At 63.6% G+C, this 14,114-nt stretch carries 16 protein-coding genes; 12 read left to right on the top strand and 4 right to left on the bottom strand.

The genetic code is table 11. From position 1 onward, the window contains the following. Window positions 1-8 precede the first annotated feature (8 nt). The gene (locus C0Z16_RS38680; RefSeq protein ID WP_102631640.1) at window positions 9-287 is read left to right on the top strand and encodes a hypothetical protein; all 279 of its coding nucleotides are present in this window, start codon (window positions 9-11) and stop codon (window positions 285-287) included. Between the two features lie 24 nt (window positions 288-311). Continuing rightward, window positions 312-1,130, top strand: coding sequence for an exodeoxyribonuclease III (locus C0Z16_RS08065; RefSeq protein ID WP_102631639.1), 819 nt, complete (start codon window positions 312-314; stop codon window positions 1,128-1,130). 69 nt (window positions 1,131-1,199) lie between these two features. On the opposite strand, the gene motB is transcribed toward C0Z16_RS08065, so the two are convergent. Both motB and motA read right to left on the bottom strand, forming a co-directional pair. Then, the gene (gene motB, locus C0Z16_RS08060) at window positions 1,200-2,183 is read right to left on the bottom strand and encodes a flagellar motor protein MotB (protein WP_102631638.1); all 984 of its coding nucleotides are present in this window, start codon (window positions 2,181-2,183) and stop codon (window positions 1,200-1,202) included. Then, window positions 2,180-3,067, bottom strand: a complete 888-nt coding sequence (gene motA, locus C0Z16_RS08055; RefSeq protein ID WP_102631637.1) for a flagellar motor stator protein MotA — start codon at window positions 3,065-3,067, stop codon at window positions 2,180-2,182. Before motA ends, motB begins: the two co-directional genes overlap by 4 nt. Before the next feature lie 303 nt (window positions 3,068-3,370). Here motA and C0Z16_RS08050 point away from each other — a divergent pair, with 303 nt between their 5' ends. Further along, entirely contained in the window at window positions 3,371-4,783 is a 1,413-nt protein-coding gene (locus tag C0Z16_RS08050; RefSeq protein WP_102631636.1) for a DUF2252 domain-containing protein, read from the top strand. A gap of 18 nt (window positions 4,784-4,801) precedes the next feature. On the opposite strand, the gene C0Z16_RS08045 is transcribed toward C0Z16_RS08050, so the two are convergent. Then, window positions 4,802-5,656 carry a polysaccharide deacetylase family protein gene (locus C0Z16_RS08045; RefSeq protein ID WP_102631635.1) on the bottom strand — a complete coding sequence of 285 codons (855 nt, stop codon included), beginning with the start codon at window positions 5,654-5,656 and terminating at the stop codon, window positions 4,802-4,804. A 199-nt stretch (window positions 5,657-5,855) separates the two neighbouring features. On the opposite strand from C0Z16_RS08045, the gene C0Z16_RS08040 reads away from it, so the two are divergent. The 6 genes from C0Z16_RS08040 (at window position 5,856) to C0Z16_RS08015 (ending at window position 10,759) form a co-directional block, all read left to right on the top strand. Next, complete coding sequence (locus C0Z16_RS08040) at window positions 5,856-6,620, top strand: SDR family oxidoreductase (protein WP_102631634.1); 765 nt, start codon at window positions 5,856-5,858, stop codon at window positions 6,618-6,620. 89 nt (window positions 6,621-6,709) lie between these two features. Next, window positions 6,710-6,994: an oxidoreductase-like domain-containing protein gene (locus C0Z16_RS08035; RefSeq protein WP_102631633.1), complete on the top strand. Its 285-nt coding sequence runs from the start codon at window positions 6,710-6,712 to the stop codon at window positions 6,992-6,994. A gap of 49 nt (window positions 6,995-7,043) precedes the next feature. Continuing rightward, a complete protein-coding gene (locus C0Z16_RS08030) occupies window positions 7,044-7,913 on the top strand; it encodes an NAD-dependent protein deacetylase (RefSeq protein WP_102631632.1) in 870 nt (289 codons plus the stop codon). A gap of 67 nt (window positions 7,914-7,980) precedes the next feature. After that, a complete protein-coding gene (locus C0Z16_RS08025; RefSeq protein ID WP_102631631.1) occupies window positions 7,981-8,616 on the top strand; it encodes a DUF938 domain-containing protein in 636 nt (211 codons plus the stop codon). A 142-nt stretch (window positions 8,617-8,758) separates the two neighbouring features. Next, window positions 8,759-10,168 (top strand): NADP-dependent phosphogluconate dehydrogenase, encoded by a 1,410-nt coding sequence (gene gndA / locus C0Z16_RS08020; RefSeq protein WP_102631630.1) that lies wholly within the window; start codon window positions 8,759-8,761, stop codon window positions 10,166-10,168. A gap of 264 nt (window positions 10,169-10,432) precedes the next feature. Further along, entirely contained in the window at window positions 10,433-10,759 is a 327-nt protein-coding gene (locus tag C0Z16_RS08015) for a DUF4148 domain-containing protein (protein WP_102631629.1), read from the top strand. Between the two features lie 278 nt (window positions 10,760-11,037). On the opposite strand, the gene C0Z16_RS08010 is transcribed toward C0Z16_RS08015, so the two are convergent. Next, window positions 11,038-11,355, bottom strand: a complete 318-nt coding sequence (locus C0Z16_RS08010) for a hypothetical protein (protein ID WP_102631628.1) — start codon at window positions 11,353-11,355, stop codon at window positions 11,038-11,040. A gap of 254 nt (window positions 11,356-11,609) precedes the next feature. Between C0Z16_RS08010 and C0Z16_RS08005 the strand changes: the two genes are divergently transcribed. The 3 genes from C0Z16_RS08005 (at window position 11,610) to ltaE (ending at window position 14,011) form a co-directional block, all read left to right on the top strand. Then, window positions 11,610-11,921 carry a cupin domain-containing protein gene (locus C0Z16_RS08005; protein ID WP_167403500.1) on the top strand — a complete coding sequence of 104 codons (312 nt, stop codon included), beginning with the start codon at window positions 11,610-11,612 and terminating at the stop codon, window positions 11,919-11,921. Window positions 11,922-12,049: 128 nt separating this feature from the next. Then, window positions 12,050-12,808, top strand: a complete 759-nt coding sequence (locus C0Z16_RS08000) for a peptidoglycan DD-metalloendopeptidase family protein (RefSeq protein WP_102631627.1) — start codon at window positions 12,050-12,052, stop codon at window positions 12,806-12,808. Between the two features lie 195 nt (window positions 12,809-13,003). After that, window positions 13,004-14,011 carry a low-specificity L-threonine aldolase gene (gene ltaE / locus C0Z16_RS07995; protein WP_102631626.1) on the top strand — a complete coding sequence of 336 codons (1,008 nt, stop codon included), beginning with the start codon at window positions 13,004-13,006 and terminating at the stop codon, window positions 14,009-14,011. Window positions 14,012-14,114 lie beyond the last annotated feature (103 nt).

Genomic DNA, 14,114 nt, shown 5'->3' with positions numbered 1-14,114 from the left:
GACAACGGATGCAGTTCGACTACAGGCATTTTCACATCGATTGCCGGGCACGCCATGCGGACGAAGGCGTTTACTACGCGCGTGCCAGGATCACTCACATACCGCAAAAGAGCGAGCATTTCCGGACTCACGATTCCGGCGACATCGACGCCTTTACAAACGAGGCCGATGCGATCTCGTGCGCCAGGTCGTGGGCGATCGAATGGTGCGATGAGACGTCCGAAGCGGTGGCAAAAGCGGTGGCAAAAGCGGTGGCAAAAGCGGTGTCGAAAGCGGCGTCGAAATAACTCGCATTGCAGGGAGGACGTGCCGTGGCAAGGCTGCGCATTGCGACATTCAACATCAACGGAATCCGTTCGCGTCAGGCGGCATTGCTGCAATGGCTCGAACGCGAAGCGCCGGACATTGTCTGCTTGCAGGAACTGAAGGCCGCCGACAGCGCGTTTCCGGCCGATGCATTGCGCGAAGCCGGCTACAGCGCGATCTGGCATGGCCAGAGCGCATGGAACGGCGTGGCGATTCTGTCGAAGGGCGAAGCGCCGCTCGAAAGCCGCCGCGGTCTGCCCGGTTTCGAAGCCGACACGCATAGCCGCTATCTCGAAGCGGCGGTGGGCGGCTTGCTGGTGTGCTGCCTCTATCTGCCGAACGGCAACCCGCAGCCCGGTCCCAAGTTCGACTACAAGCTCGCGTGGTTCGATCATCTGCTCGAGCATGCGGCGAAGCTGCTCACGAGCGGCCATCCCGTCGTGCTGGCCGGCGACTTCAATGTCGTGCCCACCGACGAAGACATCTACAACCCGCGCTCGTGGCTGAAAGACGCGTTGTTGCAGCCGGAAAGCCGCGAACGTTATCGGCGCCTGCTCGCGCAGGGCTGGACCGACGCGCTGCGAACCCATGTCGGCGATGAGCGCGTCTACACCTTCTGGGATTATTTTCGCCGTCATTGGGACACTAACTCTGGCTTGCGCATCGACCACATCTTGCTGAGCCCGGAGCTCGCGCCGCGTTTGCGCGACGCGGGCGTGGACCGCTGGGTGCGCGGCGAGCCGCACGCGAGCGATCACGCACCGACATGGGTGGAACTGGAGATGGGCGCCGCGCGCAAACGGGTGGCCAAAGCGCGTGGCTAGCACGCGCGTTTTGCGCCAGCCATACAGAAAGAATGCACCAACAGATCGCGAGCGAAGCGCTCGCGAAGGCTACTGCACCCTCGTCGAACCCGGCGCCGGACGCAAACGGGCCGCGACCGCCGGAATCGCCGAGCTGGCCGGCGTGCTTTCGTCGACCGACGTACGGCCGCCATCGTGGAAGAACGCCTGCTCCGCGGCCTTGTTCATCACTAGGATGCTGATGCGCCGATTGGTCGGTTCGTCGACGACATTGCTGTTAAGCGGCAACACGTCCGCGAGGCCGCGCACCTGCAGCAGCTTTTCGCCGTGCATCCCGCCGTAAACGAGCGCGCGGCGCGCGGCGTTCGCGCGCTCGGACGACAACTCCCAGTTCGAATAGCCGACAGGTCCACCGGTATACGGCACGGCATCTGTGTGCCCCGCGATCGAGATGCGATTCTCGACGTCGTTAAGCGCCGCGCCGATCTGCGTCAGTATGGCGACCGCGTACGTCTGCAGCTTCGGACTGCCGGATGCGAACATCGGACGGTTCTGCGAATCGACAATCTCGATGCGCAGCCCTTCGTTCGTGATCGAAATGCGGATCTGATCCTTGAAGGCCTTCAATGCGGGGCTCTGTTCGATCAGCGCGATGAGCTTCTCCTTCAACTGCTGCAAGCGAGCCGTGTCGGCGGGCGCGACAGTCGGCACCGCATTGACAGGCGTAGCCGGCTCGATCTGGGTCTTCTTGCCGTCGCCAGGACGCGTATCCGAGATGTCGCGGCCGCCCCCTTGCACCACGCTCGGCCGCGCGGCGGCTGCGCCTTCGTTGCCGCCGAGCAGGCTCGGGAGGGGCGTGTTGAAGTAATCCTCGATGCCTTGCTTGTCGAACTTCGACGTGGAGCCGAGCAGCCACATCAGCAGGAAAAACGCCATCATCGCGGTGACGAAATCGGCGTACGCGATTTTCCAGGCGCCGCCATGATGCCCACCGTGGTCATCGCGCTTTCTCGAGCGACGCACGATGATCGGCGGCGCCTCGTCCTGCGAGCCGCGTGACCTTCTTTGCGTCATGATGCGGCTCCCCCGGCAGCCGGCTTCGGCGTCCTGGTGGCGCGCACGGCGTCGTCGAGTTCCTGGAAGCTCGGGCGATCGGCGGTGAACAGCACCTTGCGGCCAAATTCGACAGCGATTGGCGGCGCGTAGCCGGACAACGAAGCGAGCAGCACGGCCTTCACGCATTGATACGGCTTTGCTTCGGCGCGGCCCTTAGCGTTCAGCAGATCCGCGAGCGGGCCGACAAAACCATACGCGAGAAGAATGCCGAGGAACGTGCCGACGAGTGCACCGGCGATCATCTCGCCGAGCACGGCCGGCGGCGCGCCGACCGAACCCATTGTGTGGACCACGCCCATCACGGCCGCGACAATGCCGAACGCGGGCAGCGCGTCGGCCATCTTCTGAATCGCATTAGCCGCGATCGACGATTCCGCGTGATGCGTGGCCAGCTCTTCATCCATCAGGTCCTGCACTTCCAGCACATTCACATTGCCGCCAGACATCATGCGCAAATAATCGACGATGAAATCGAGCAGATGGTGATCGCTGAGAACGTGCGGATACTTCTGGAAAATCACGCTTTCATCCGGCGCAAAGACGTCGGCTTCGAGCGACATCATGCCTTCCTTTCGCGCCTTCTGAAGCAGCTCGTAAAGTAACGCGATCAGTTCCAGATACTTTTCCTTCGTGTAGCCGCCGCCCTTGAAGCACGAGGGAATCGCCTTAAGGGTTTTCTTCAGCGTCGAAGTCGGATTGCTCACGACGAACGCGCCGATTGCCGCGCCGAAAATGCATAGCAATTCGAACGGTTGAAGGAGAGCCGGAAGATGACCGCCCACGCCCACAAAGCTCCCTATGACGGAACCGATCACCAGCAGCCAGCCGATTGCGACAAACATATTCTCTCCGATATCCTGCGCGGCGCACGTTCGATTAGAACAGGCCTTGGTTCAAGGGCTTTTCCGTGCGTCATTGAATTTCCGCATGTACTGGTAAACGGCCCGAGTGGCGGTTGCTGAAGTGCAGAAGCGAGTGAAACCGACGAATTCGGCAAAATTCTGGCGCGTTTATGCGGCATCGGTAAAAGCGCCCGCACCTTTTTACCGATCGCTCTGCTAGCATGCAAAGCGACCGGCGCCAGGTCTCTCGAACCGGTAATCAAACAGCGATCGTCAAGCCTCACAAGAAGAACGGAGATGAGCATGAAAGCCAGCACCATTGCCGAACGGGAGGCCCGTGGCCGTGCCGCCCGCGAAAAGTCGAAGCGTTCGAGCCATCGAACGGTGGGCACATTGGAGCGCGATCCGATCGAGCTCCTGAAGCAAAGCAGCGAAGGCCGCGTGCAGAACCTGGTGCCGCTGCGTTACGGGCGCATGGCCGTCTCGCCGTTCACGTTCTTTCGCGGCACGGCGATTTTGCAGGCTCACGATTTAAGCAAGGTTCACGACACCGGCCTGACCATGCCCATCTGCGGAGACGGGCATCTGATGAATTTCGGCGGCTTCGCCACGCCCGAGCGGCAGCTCGTATTCGATCTGAACGATTTTGACGAAGTGTCGGTCGGCCCATTCGAGTGGGATCTGAAACGCTTGACCGCGAGCCTCGTGATCGCCGCACGTCATATGCGTTTGAGCCGCGGCACGGCGGAAAATCTGGTGATGACCGCTGTCAGCGAATATCGCAATCGTATGGCGCAGTACGCGCAATGCGGCGCGCTCGAACTCTGGTACGAGCGCATCACGTTCGACCGGATGGCGGAGACGGCGCTCACGCCGGAGCGCCGTCGTGCCGCGCGGCGCGGCATGGAAAAGGCCGCGAACCGCACGCACGAAAGTCTGTTCGAGAAGATGGCCGAGCGCGACGGCGATCACTGGGTGATTCGCGATGCACCGCCCGCGCTCTTTCACGTGCTCGGCGCGAACACGCTGTTCACGGCCGAAGAGACCGACGAGCTGAAAGGCTCGCACGGACGCAAGATGCTCGACAGCGTGTGGAGCGAGTACGTGAAGACCATGTCGCACGACCGGCGCGAGCTGCTTGCTCATTTCACCGTGCAGGACATCGTGTTCAAGGTGGTGGGCGTGGGCAGCGTGGGTACGCGTTGCATGGCGGTGCTGCTCGTCGATCACATGGGCAAGCCGCTTTTCGTGCAGATGAAGGAGGCGAGGCCGTCTGTGATCGCGCGTTATTACAAGTCGCCGTCCGTCAAACATCAGGGCGAACGCGTGGTGCAGGGTCAGCGCATGTTGCAGGCCGCGAGCGACATTTTTCTCGGCTGGGCGACGACTCCGCTCGGGCGGCATTACTACTTTCGTCAGTTGCGCGACATGAAGCTGTCGGCCAGCATCGATCTGTTCGACACCGATCTGCTGGAGGGCTATGCGCAGCTATGCGGCTGGGTGATGGCGCGTGCCCATGCAAAGGCGAGTGGCCAGGCGGTCGAAGTGAACGCGTATATCGGCCGCGGCGATCAGTTCGCCGAAGCGTTGACGGCTTACGCAACGAGCTACGCGGATCAGGTGGAGCGCGACTACGACGTGTTCGTCAAGGCATGCCGAAGCGGCGCAATCGAGGCGCGCTCAGACGAAGACATGGCGGCCGACTTCCGCATGTGATGGCTGGAATCAGCCGTATCAATGGTCGACCCGCGCCTCGCGCAATGTGACGAAGCGCAATTGCCGCTTGCGAGCCGCGTCGATCACGCGTGGCAGCACCGCGAGAATCAGCGGCTTTCCGTCGACGGTCAGCGCGGCGTTGCCGTCGTGCAGCAGCAGAATGTCGCGCGGCGCGAGACCGTCGAGCAGCCGCCGCGCGACCCGTTGCGGATCGCGCTCGCGCGTGTCGTAGCCGCGCCGTGTCCACGACGCGAGGCGTAGATCGAGCTTGCGCAGCACGGGTTCCAGGAAGATGTTGCGCAGGCCGGCTGGCGCGCGAAAAAACATCGGCCGCTCACCGCTGAGTTCTTCGAGCGTGCGTTGCGCGGCATCGATCTCACGCGTAAGAGCGCGCGGAAACGTCACAGAAAACGTGTGCACGTGAACTTGCGAATGGTTTTCGAGCGCATGACCACGCGCGACGATCTCGCGTGTGAGCGCCGGATAGCGCTGCGCCATTTCGCCAATACAGAAGAACGTGGCGCGCACGCCGAAGGCGTCGAGCAGGTCGAGCACTTGCGGCGTAACGACAGGATCGGGACCATCGTCGATGGTCAGCGCGATGGCGTCCGCGTTGCGCGCGCTCGCGGGCAGGCGCGTCCAGTTCGGCCCCAGCAACGAGGTGCGCGGCAGCAGGCCGGCCACTGTGAAAATGGCGTGATTCACGAAGATTGCCGCGAGCCACCACGGCCATGCGCGAGGGGTGAGGAGCCACCCGGCCAGCACGAAGACGTGCCATGCGGCGGTGGCGGTGAGCATCGCGGGATAGCCGGTTTGCGGCCAGCGGCGCAGCGGTGCGGCGCAAGCGTCGTGGAGCGTGGAAAGTCGGTTCATAAAACATGCGTCCGGTAATCGCGTGCGGCAAGCAAGGCGCCGCACGCAACGTCGAAAGATACCATTGATGCGCGGGCCGACGCGCTTGCGGACAGGAACGGCAATCTAAACGCACGCGCCGGCGGCATTTGTGATCGACGCTCCGCTGCGGTATGGTGCGGAACGAGTTTGAAACGGACTTGAAACGAGGAGATATGTCGTGACGGTGACGGGAATCAGAAAAGTCGCACTGGTAACGGGCGCGGGCAGCGGTATCGGCCGTGCATGCGCGCTGCGGCTGGTGGGACATGGTTATAGCGTCGTGCTCGCGGGTCGTCGCCAGGCGGTGCTCGACGCCGTGGTCGAAGAAGCCCGGCCGTTCGGCGGCGAAGCGTTTGCGGTGCCGTGCGACGTGACCGACGCCGGCAGCGTCGCCGCGCTGTTCGACACGATCCGCGCGCGCTATGGCCGGCTCGATGTGCTGTTCAACAATGCGGGCCGCAACGGCTCGCCGGTCGACATCGACGAACTCGATATCGACGAATGGCGCTCGGTGGTCGACACCAATCTCACGGGCGTGTTTCTCTGCACCCGTGCCGCCTTCGGTCTGATGAAAACGCAGAGTCCGCGCGGTGGGCGCATCATCAATAACGGCTCCATTTCGGCGCACGCACCGCGGCCGAACAGCATCGCGTACACGGCCACCAAGCACGCGATCACCGGTCTCACGAAAGCCGTATCGCTCGACGGCCGCAAATACGACATCGTGTGCGGGCAGATCGACATCGGCAACGCGGCCACGGAAATGGCCGAACGCATGGCGCGCGGCATTCAGCAAGCGAACGGCGAGATCGCGGTCGAACCGCTGATGGACGTGCAGCATGTCGCCGATGCTGTACTGCACATGGCGCAATTGCCGCTGTCGGCAAACGTTCAGTTCATGACCATCATGGCGAGCAAGATGCCGTTCGTGGGGCGCGGTTGACGGCGATCGGCGATAAGCGCGGCGCGGAAGATCAACTTATACTGAGCGCTTTGCAGCTTCGCTTTGCAGTCTCTTTCTAGCGTGTTCACGTGAAGTCACCAGCCGCGCCGCTAGCCGCATCCAACGACGACCCCAAGCCCGTGCCACCCATCCGGCCCAATCTGGAAGAGTGTTGCCACAGCGGCTGCAATCCGTGCGTGTTCGATCTCTATGATGAGGCGCTCGAACGCTATGAAATCGCGCTCGCTGAATGGCAAACGCGGCAAACGCGGCAGACCCGGCAAACGCGGCGAGTACGGCAAACGCGGCAGCCTGAGAAAGCGCGACGTGTAGCCGCTTCGGCGCCGAAGAACAAGCCGCGTACGCGTCGTTGAAACGGCGTCGCGTGTTCTGGCCTGTGCCGCAGCCATCACTCATCCTGTCATGACCGACCTTTACTCCGCGCCCGTCGCATCCTTCAGCGACCCTCATGCACTCGACGATCTGCACGACTTCGTGCAACGGTATCCGCGTCTCTTCGTGCTGACCGGCGCGGGCATCAGCACGGATTCCGGCATTCCCGGCTATCGCGACGACAACGGCGAGTGGAAGCGCTCGCCGCCCATCACGTTGCAGGAGTTTCTCGGCACCGATGCGATGCGCCGGCGTTACTGGGCGCGCAGCATGGTCGGCTGGCCGGTCGTCGCGCAAGCGCAGCCCAACGCCGCGCATACGGCGCTTGCCCGCCTTCAGGCCGCCGGTCACGTGCCGACACTCGTCACCCAGAACGTCGACGGTTTGCATCAGCGCGCGGGCAGCCGCGACGTGATCGAACTGCATGGCGGCATCGACGGCGTAATGTGTCTGGACTGCGGGACGCAACATTCGCGTGCGTCGATCCAGCAGACGCTCGAAGCGCATAATCCCGCGCTGCTCAACGTAAGCGCCGAAACCGCCGCCGACGGCGACGCGCATCTCGAATGGCACGCGCTCGAAGCGTTCCGCGTGCCGGCGTGCACGAACTGCGGCGGTCTGCTGAAGCCGGCAGTGGTGTTCTTCGGCGAAAGCGTGCCGCGCGAACGCGTCGAAGCGGCTTCGCATGCGCTCGACGCTGCGGACGCCGTGCTCGTGGTCGGTTCTTCGCTCATGGTGTACTCGGGCTATCGTTTCTGCGTGTGGGCGCAGAAGCAGCACAAGCCGATCGCCGCAATCAATCTCGGACGCACGCGCGCCGATCCGCTGCTGTCGCTGAAAATTGCGGCGCCGTGCGCCGATATGCTGACCGCCCTGGCCGGCCGTCTCGCGGTAGATTGAGCGGCGAGCTTGATCCAATCCAGCGCAAATCAAACCCAACCCCCACACCAACGCAAACCACCTCACCATGACCGAACCCGTTCCGTCGATGCGGCAACATTCGCCCTCCGCTGAGCGCAACCGCGAACCGATACTCGCCGTCCTGCGCGCCGTGCTGCCCGCCACGGGTCGTGTACTCGAAATCGCGAGCGGCACGGGTCAGCACGCGATGTGCTTCGCCGGCGCAATGCCCGGACTCGACTGGCAACCGAGCGATGCCGATGCGGACGCGCGCGAGTCGATTGCCGCCTGGATCGCGCACGACGCGCCGCCGAACGTGCGCGCGCCGCTCGCACTCGACGTCCATCGAGCGGATTGGGGCGTGGGCACACTCGACGCGGTTGTCTGCATCAACATGATTCACATTGCGCCGTGGAGCGCGGCGCAAGCGTTGTTCGCGGGCGCGGGCCGTCATCTTCGGGACGGCGGTGTACTGTATCTCTACGGCCCGTACAAACGCGGCGGCGCGCACACCGCGTCGAGCAACGAGGCGTTCGACCGGCAATTGCGGAGCCGCGATCCCGCATGGGGCGTGCGCGACATGGAGACGGTCATCGCGCTGGGCGCATCGGCGGGATTCTCGTGCGACGAGCCGGTCGCGATGCCGGCCAACAATTTCAGCCTGATATTGCGCAAACGCGAAGAGAACACAAACGCGCAGTGAGCGAATACTCAGGCGCACAGCCGTTTTGCTTGCCCGATAACAAGCGGCAAACCGGCATTTCTTTTATGCTTTCACCCTCGACGTCCGGCCGACGTTCCTTCCGGCGCGGCGTCACGACACTTTTGGACACTGGAGAATTTTCATGGGCAAACAGGCAATCGGCGTGGTAGGGCTGGCGGTCATGGGCCGCAATCTGGCGCTCAACATCGAGAGCCGCGGCCACGCGGTGTCGGTCTACAACCGTAGCCGCCAAAAAACCGACGAACTCATCGCCGAATATCCGGACAGGAAGCTGGTGCCGGCGTTCACGCTGGAAGAGTTCGTGGAGTCGTTGGAAAAGCCACGCCGCATTCTGCTCATGGTCAAGGCCGGCGAGCCGACCGACGCCACTATCGCGTCGCTCAAGCCGCTCCTGGAGGCGGGCGACATTCTGATCGACGGCGGCAACACGCATTTCACCGACACCATCCGCCGCAATCAGGAACTGGCGAAAGCGGGCCTCCACTTCATTGGCACGGGCGTGTCGGGCGGCGAGGAAGGCGCGCTGAGAGGCCCCTCGATCATGCCGGGCGGACAGCGCGATGCGTACGACCTGGTCGCGCCAATCCTCACCGAGATCGCCGCAAAGGCGCCGGACGGCGAGCCGTGCGTCGCCTACATGGGTCCGGATGGCGCGGGCCATTTCGTGAAGATGGTGCACAACGGCATCGAGTATGGCGACATGCAGCTGATCGCGGAAAGCTATGCGGTGCTCAAGCAGGTCGCCGGTCTGTCGAACGAAGAACTCGGCAAGGTCTACACCGAGTGGAATCAGGGCGAACTCGACAGCTATCTGATCGAAATCACCTCGAAGATCTTCGGCAAGAAAGACGAGGAAACCGGCAAGGATCTGGTCGACGTGATTCTGGATCGCGCGGCGCAGAAAGGCACCGGCAAGTGGACGAGCCAGAATGCGCTCGATCTCGGCGCGCCGCTGCCGCTCATCACGGAAGCCGTGTTCGCGCGCGTGCTGTCGTCGCTGAAAGATCAGCGCGTGGCGGCGAGCAAGCTGCTCGACGGGCCGAAGGCGAAGCCGCCTGGCGCCGAGCGCGACGCGTTCATCGAGTCGGTGCGACGCGCGCTGTACTTCAGCAAGGTCATCTCGTACGCGCAAGGTTTCGCGCAACTGCGCGCGGCATCGGAAGAGTACAAGTGGGACCTGGATTTCGGCACCATCGCGAAGATTTTCCGCGCCGGCTGTATCATCCGCGCCCGCTTCCTGCAGAAGATCACAGACGCCTACACGACCGACAAGGCGATCGCCAATCTGCTGCTCGACCCGTACTTCCGCGACATCGCGAGTAACTACCAGTCGGCGTTGCGCGAAGTGGTGGTCGCGGCGATCAATGCGGGCGTGCCGGTGCCGGCGTTTGCGTCGGCGGTCGCGTACTTCGACGCTTACCGCTCGGAGCGGCTGCCCGCGAACCTCGTGCAGGCACAACGCGACTTCTTCGGCGCGCATACATTCGAGCGTATCGACAAGCCGGGTAGCTTCCACGCGAACTGGAGCTAAAGTTTACGCGCGGCGGTGCGGTGTCCGGTTGCGGCAACGTGCGCGCGGTTGTGTGGCGGATTGAAATGCGTCGGGCGATTATTGCCCGAGGCTAGTCAAGGGATAGGCGAGGGCAGGCTTCAGCGGTGGACTATTGCAATTTGCGGAATAGAGTTTCGTCGTTTCAGGGGTTTCCCCTAGATGTTCAGGCTCCTAAACTTCGGTTCAAGCGCTAGGGACAACAAGCCCGAAGCGAATCACAACAAGTTCTGGAGGTTATACATCATGAAGACTCTTATCTCTGCCGTTGTCGTCGCCGCCGCTCTGGCCGCTCCTGTTGCTTCGTTTGCGCAATCGAACCAGCCGGTCACCCGCGCTCAAGTCCGCGCTGAACTGGTCCAGCTCGAAAAGGCAGGCTACAACCCGGTCGGCGACCATATCGATTACCCCGCCAACCTGCAAGCCGCTCAAGCGCGCGTCGACGCTCAGAACGGTACGACTCAAGCCGCGGCCCAAGTGGCGGATAGCGGGTACGGCGCACCGATCGCCGGCAGTTCGCAAGCAGGCCGTGCGATCAGCACCGACCGCAACTCGGTTTATTTCGGCAACTAATCGCGCCGAAGTTGAGGAAGCGCCGCCTGGCCGATACAGGCGGCCGCTAATGCAAAAAACGCCGCCAGGCTTTTGCCTGGCGGCGTTTTGCCGTTTACCCGTTCACAGCGGTTCGTCCAGTTGGCTCGCCCGAAAGGGCCAGACGGCGCCGGCAAGAAAGCGTTCCGGCAAACTGGCGGATTGGGCGGTGGGCGAAAAGCGATGGCTCAAGGCGCACGCGGTCGTGCCGCTTTGCGCCGGGCTGCATAGGCGCGGGGATGTCGTCCGCGAGCGCTGCTTTAATGCAGGATGCGATGTCGGCCTATGCCGTCGAACAGCGCGCGGCTCGGTTCAAGCGCGAGCAGCCAGGATTCGTCGTAGCCGCTCAGATTGTCGAGCGCCTCGCGCAGCCGCTCGATTGCGAGTGCGGGAATCTCCACGCGCGCCTCGACGCCGCCCGACAGTCCCGCAATGCTGGCCAGTTGTACGAGCGCGTCGGCGGCTTCCGCGACATCGGCGGCGAAAACCAGGTGCGTGTTGAGCAACTCCGCCAGTCCCGGGGAAGCGGTGACGTCGTCGACGTTGAGTTGCACGGCCAGAAAAGTGGCATTGTTCATCGTCAATTCCTTGCGGTCTGGTCGTTTTTGTCGGCGCCGCCCGGGCGCAGCAAGGTTGAGTATAGGCGAGGGTCAAGAGGTTCCAATGCTCGCACGATTGCGCGGACGCAGCCCGTTGGGGCCGGTCGCGCCGGCGACGCCATTTATAATGGGCCTTCAAAACGCCGATGCTGGGAGGCCCTGGCGGGCGCGATGTACGGCTCGAACAGCGATAGGCGCGATGCGGCGCCGGTCCTTACGGAATGCCTCTGACCATGAAGATCATCCGCAGCAGAAACTTCACCGCGACGCGTGCCTGGGGCGCGCTCGACATCGCCAACATGGGCGGCATCACGACGCGTCTGCATTGGACCGATCAGCCGTACAAGTGGCATGTCAACGACGGCGAGGAAGTGTTTGCGGTGCTGGATGGCCGCGTCGAGATGCGCTATCGCGAAGACGGCGTCGAGCAGGCGGCCATTCTCGAAACCGGGGATGTGTTCTATGCGTCGGTGGGCACCGAGCATGTGGCGCATCCCATCGGCGCCGCCCGAATTCTCGTGGTCGAAGCCGAGGGCAGCGTTTAGGGGCCGCGCCGGCCCGACAATGTGCGCGGCGGTGGCCCCCGGTTCACGGAGCGGCACATGGAATGCTACGACATCGATTGAAGCGAATCGGATCGAAAGATTGAATCAGAAAATGTCGAGGAAATCACATGACGAGACCATGGCAATTGACAGTGACCCGTTTGCTGGCGGCTGCCGCGCTAGGCGTGATGCTCGACGGCTGCACGACCATGCCGTGGGACAGCACGCCGTTCTATGGCAATACGCAGTCGCGGCCGACCACCCTCGGCACGGTGCCGGTGCCAGCAGGGTTCTACCGTGTCAATCCTGGCGATTCGCTCGCGGGCATTGCGTCGGCCTATGGCCATAAGCCGCAGGACATCGCGACGTGGAACGGCCTGCCGGTCAACGCGGCCGTCGCGCCCGGACAGGTGCTGCGCGTTTCTCCGCCTATGGCGTCCGGCAGCGTCGTGACGCCGCCCGTCGGCGTCGCGCCTGGCGGAAACCCGCCGCCGACGGCGTCCGCGGCACCCCAGCAGGGCGTGCTGCAATGGCCGCTACGTGGGCCGGTCCTGAGGACGTTCGCGGCGGGCAGGTCGAACGGCATTGTGATCGGCGGGCGTCCCGGCGATCCGGTCAAGGCGGCCGCGACCGGCCGCGTCGTGTACGCGGGTTCGGGCATCGAGGCGTACGGCCCGCTCATCATCATCAAGCACGACGATTCGCTGATCACCGCATACGGGCAGAACAGCACGCTGCTCGTCAAGGAAGGGGATGCGGTCGCGCAAGGACAGACCATCGGCGAGGTTGGTGTGGATAGCCGGGGCGTCGCGTCGATCCAGTTCGAAGTCCGGCAGAACGGCCAGCCCGTCGATCCGCTCGCGTGGCTTCCCCGGTCGGGCGGTTGAGCGTCCCGCTTGAGCCGCGGTTTTTGCGCGGCTGCTGCGAGGGCCGCGTGAATTGAATACACTGTGTGGCTCACAAGCCGGCGCCATGCCGCGCCATTTGATGCTGTCCTCGCCGTCGAAAGAAAAAGCGCGGAACGCGTGGCGCGCCGGCGTACCGTCATGGCCTCTCACTCGAAAGACGCACAGGAACACACAATGATCGATTTGCGCAGCGATACCGTAACCCGTCCGAGTCCGGCGATGCTCGCGGCCATGTCGGCCGCCGAAGTCGGCGACGACGTCTGGGGCGACGACCCCACCGTGCTGCGTTTGCAGTCGACACTCGCCGAACGCACCGGCAAGGAGGCTGGGCTGTTCTTCCCGAGCGGCACGCAAAGCAACCTCGCGGCGCTGATGGCCCATTGCGCGCGCGGCGACGAATACATCGTCGGCCAGTTGGCGCACACGTACAAGTACGAAGGCGGCGGCGCGGCGGTGCTCGGCAGTGTCCAGCCGCAGCCGCTCGAAAATGCCGCTGACGGTTCTATTCCACTCGAGAAAATCGCGGCCGCGATCAAACCGATCGACAACCACTTCGCGCGCACGCGGCTGCTGGCGTTGGAAAACACCATCGGCGGGAAGGTGTTGCCGGCGGGTTATGTCGCCGAGGCCGTGCAGCTCGCGCGAGAGCGGGGCCTGTCGGCTCACCTCGACGGCGCTCGCGTCTACAACGCGGCGGTCGCGTCGGGCAAGCCGGTCGCGGACTTGTGCGAGCCGTTCGATTCGGTCTCGATCTGCTTTTCGAAGGGACTGGGCGCGCCGGTCGGCTCGGTGCTGGTCGGCAGCCGCGCGCTGATCGACGTGGCGCACCGCTGGCGCAAGGTGCTCGGCGGCGGCATGCGCCAGGCAGGCGTGCTCGCGGCGGCTTGCCTGTACGCGCTCGATCACAACGTCGAGCGTCTCGCCGACGATCATGCCAACGCCGTGCATCTGGCGGCGGGTCTGGAAGCCATCGATCAGGTGAAGGTGCAGTCGGTCGCGACCAACATGGTGTTCGCGCAGTTTCCGCAGCAGCACTGCGCGCCGCTCGAAGCGTGGCTCAAGGGGCGCGGCATCCTCACGCAGATGCTGTACGCGTCGCGCTTCGTCACACACAAGGACGTGTCGCGTGATGACATCGACACGTTTATCGCGGCGGTGAAGGGGTATTTCGCCGCGCGTTGATTGAGTGCCGGTCCAGCGGCAATTGCGCGGGATGTGTCGCGCGAAGACGGATCTCAACACGCTGATCGCCGGAGCAAACCGGCATTGCGCGGGTCTCGATCCC

Source organism: Paraburkholderia rhynchosiae, from assembly GCF_002879865.1.
Taxonomy (GTDB): Bacteria; Pseudomonadota; Gammaproteobacteria; order Burkholderiales; family Burkholderiaceae; genus Paraburkholderia; species Paraburkholderia rhynchosiae.
Note: the sequence above shows the minus strand (reverse complement) of the source record. Positions and strands in the feature narration are given on the sequence as shown.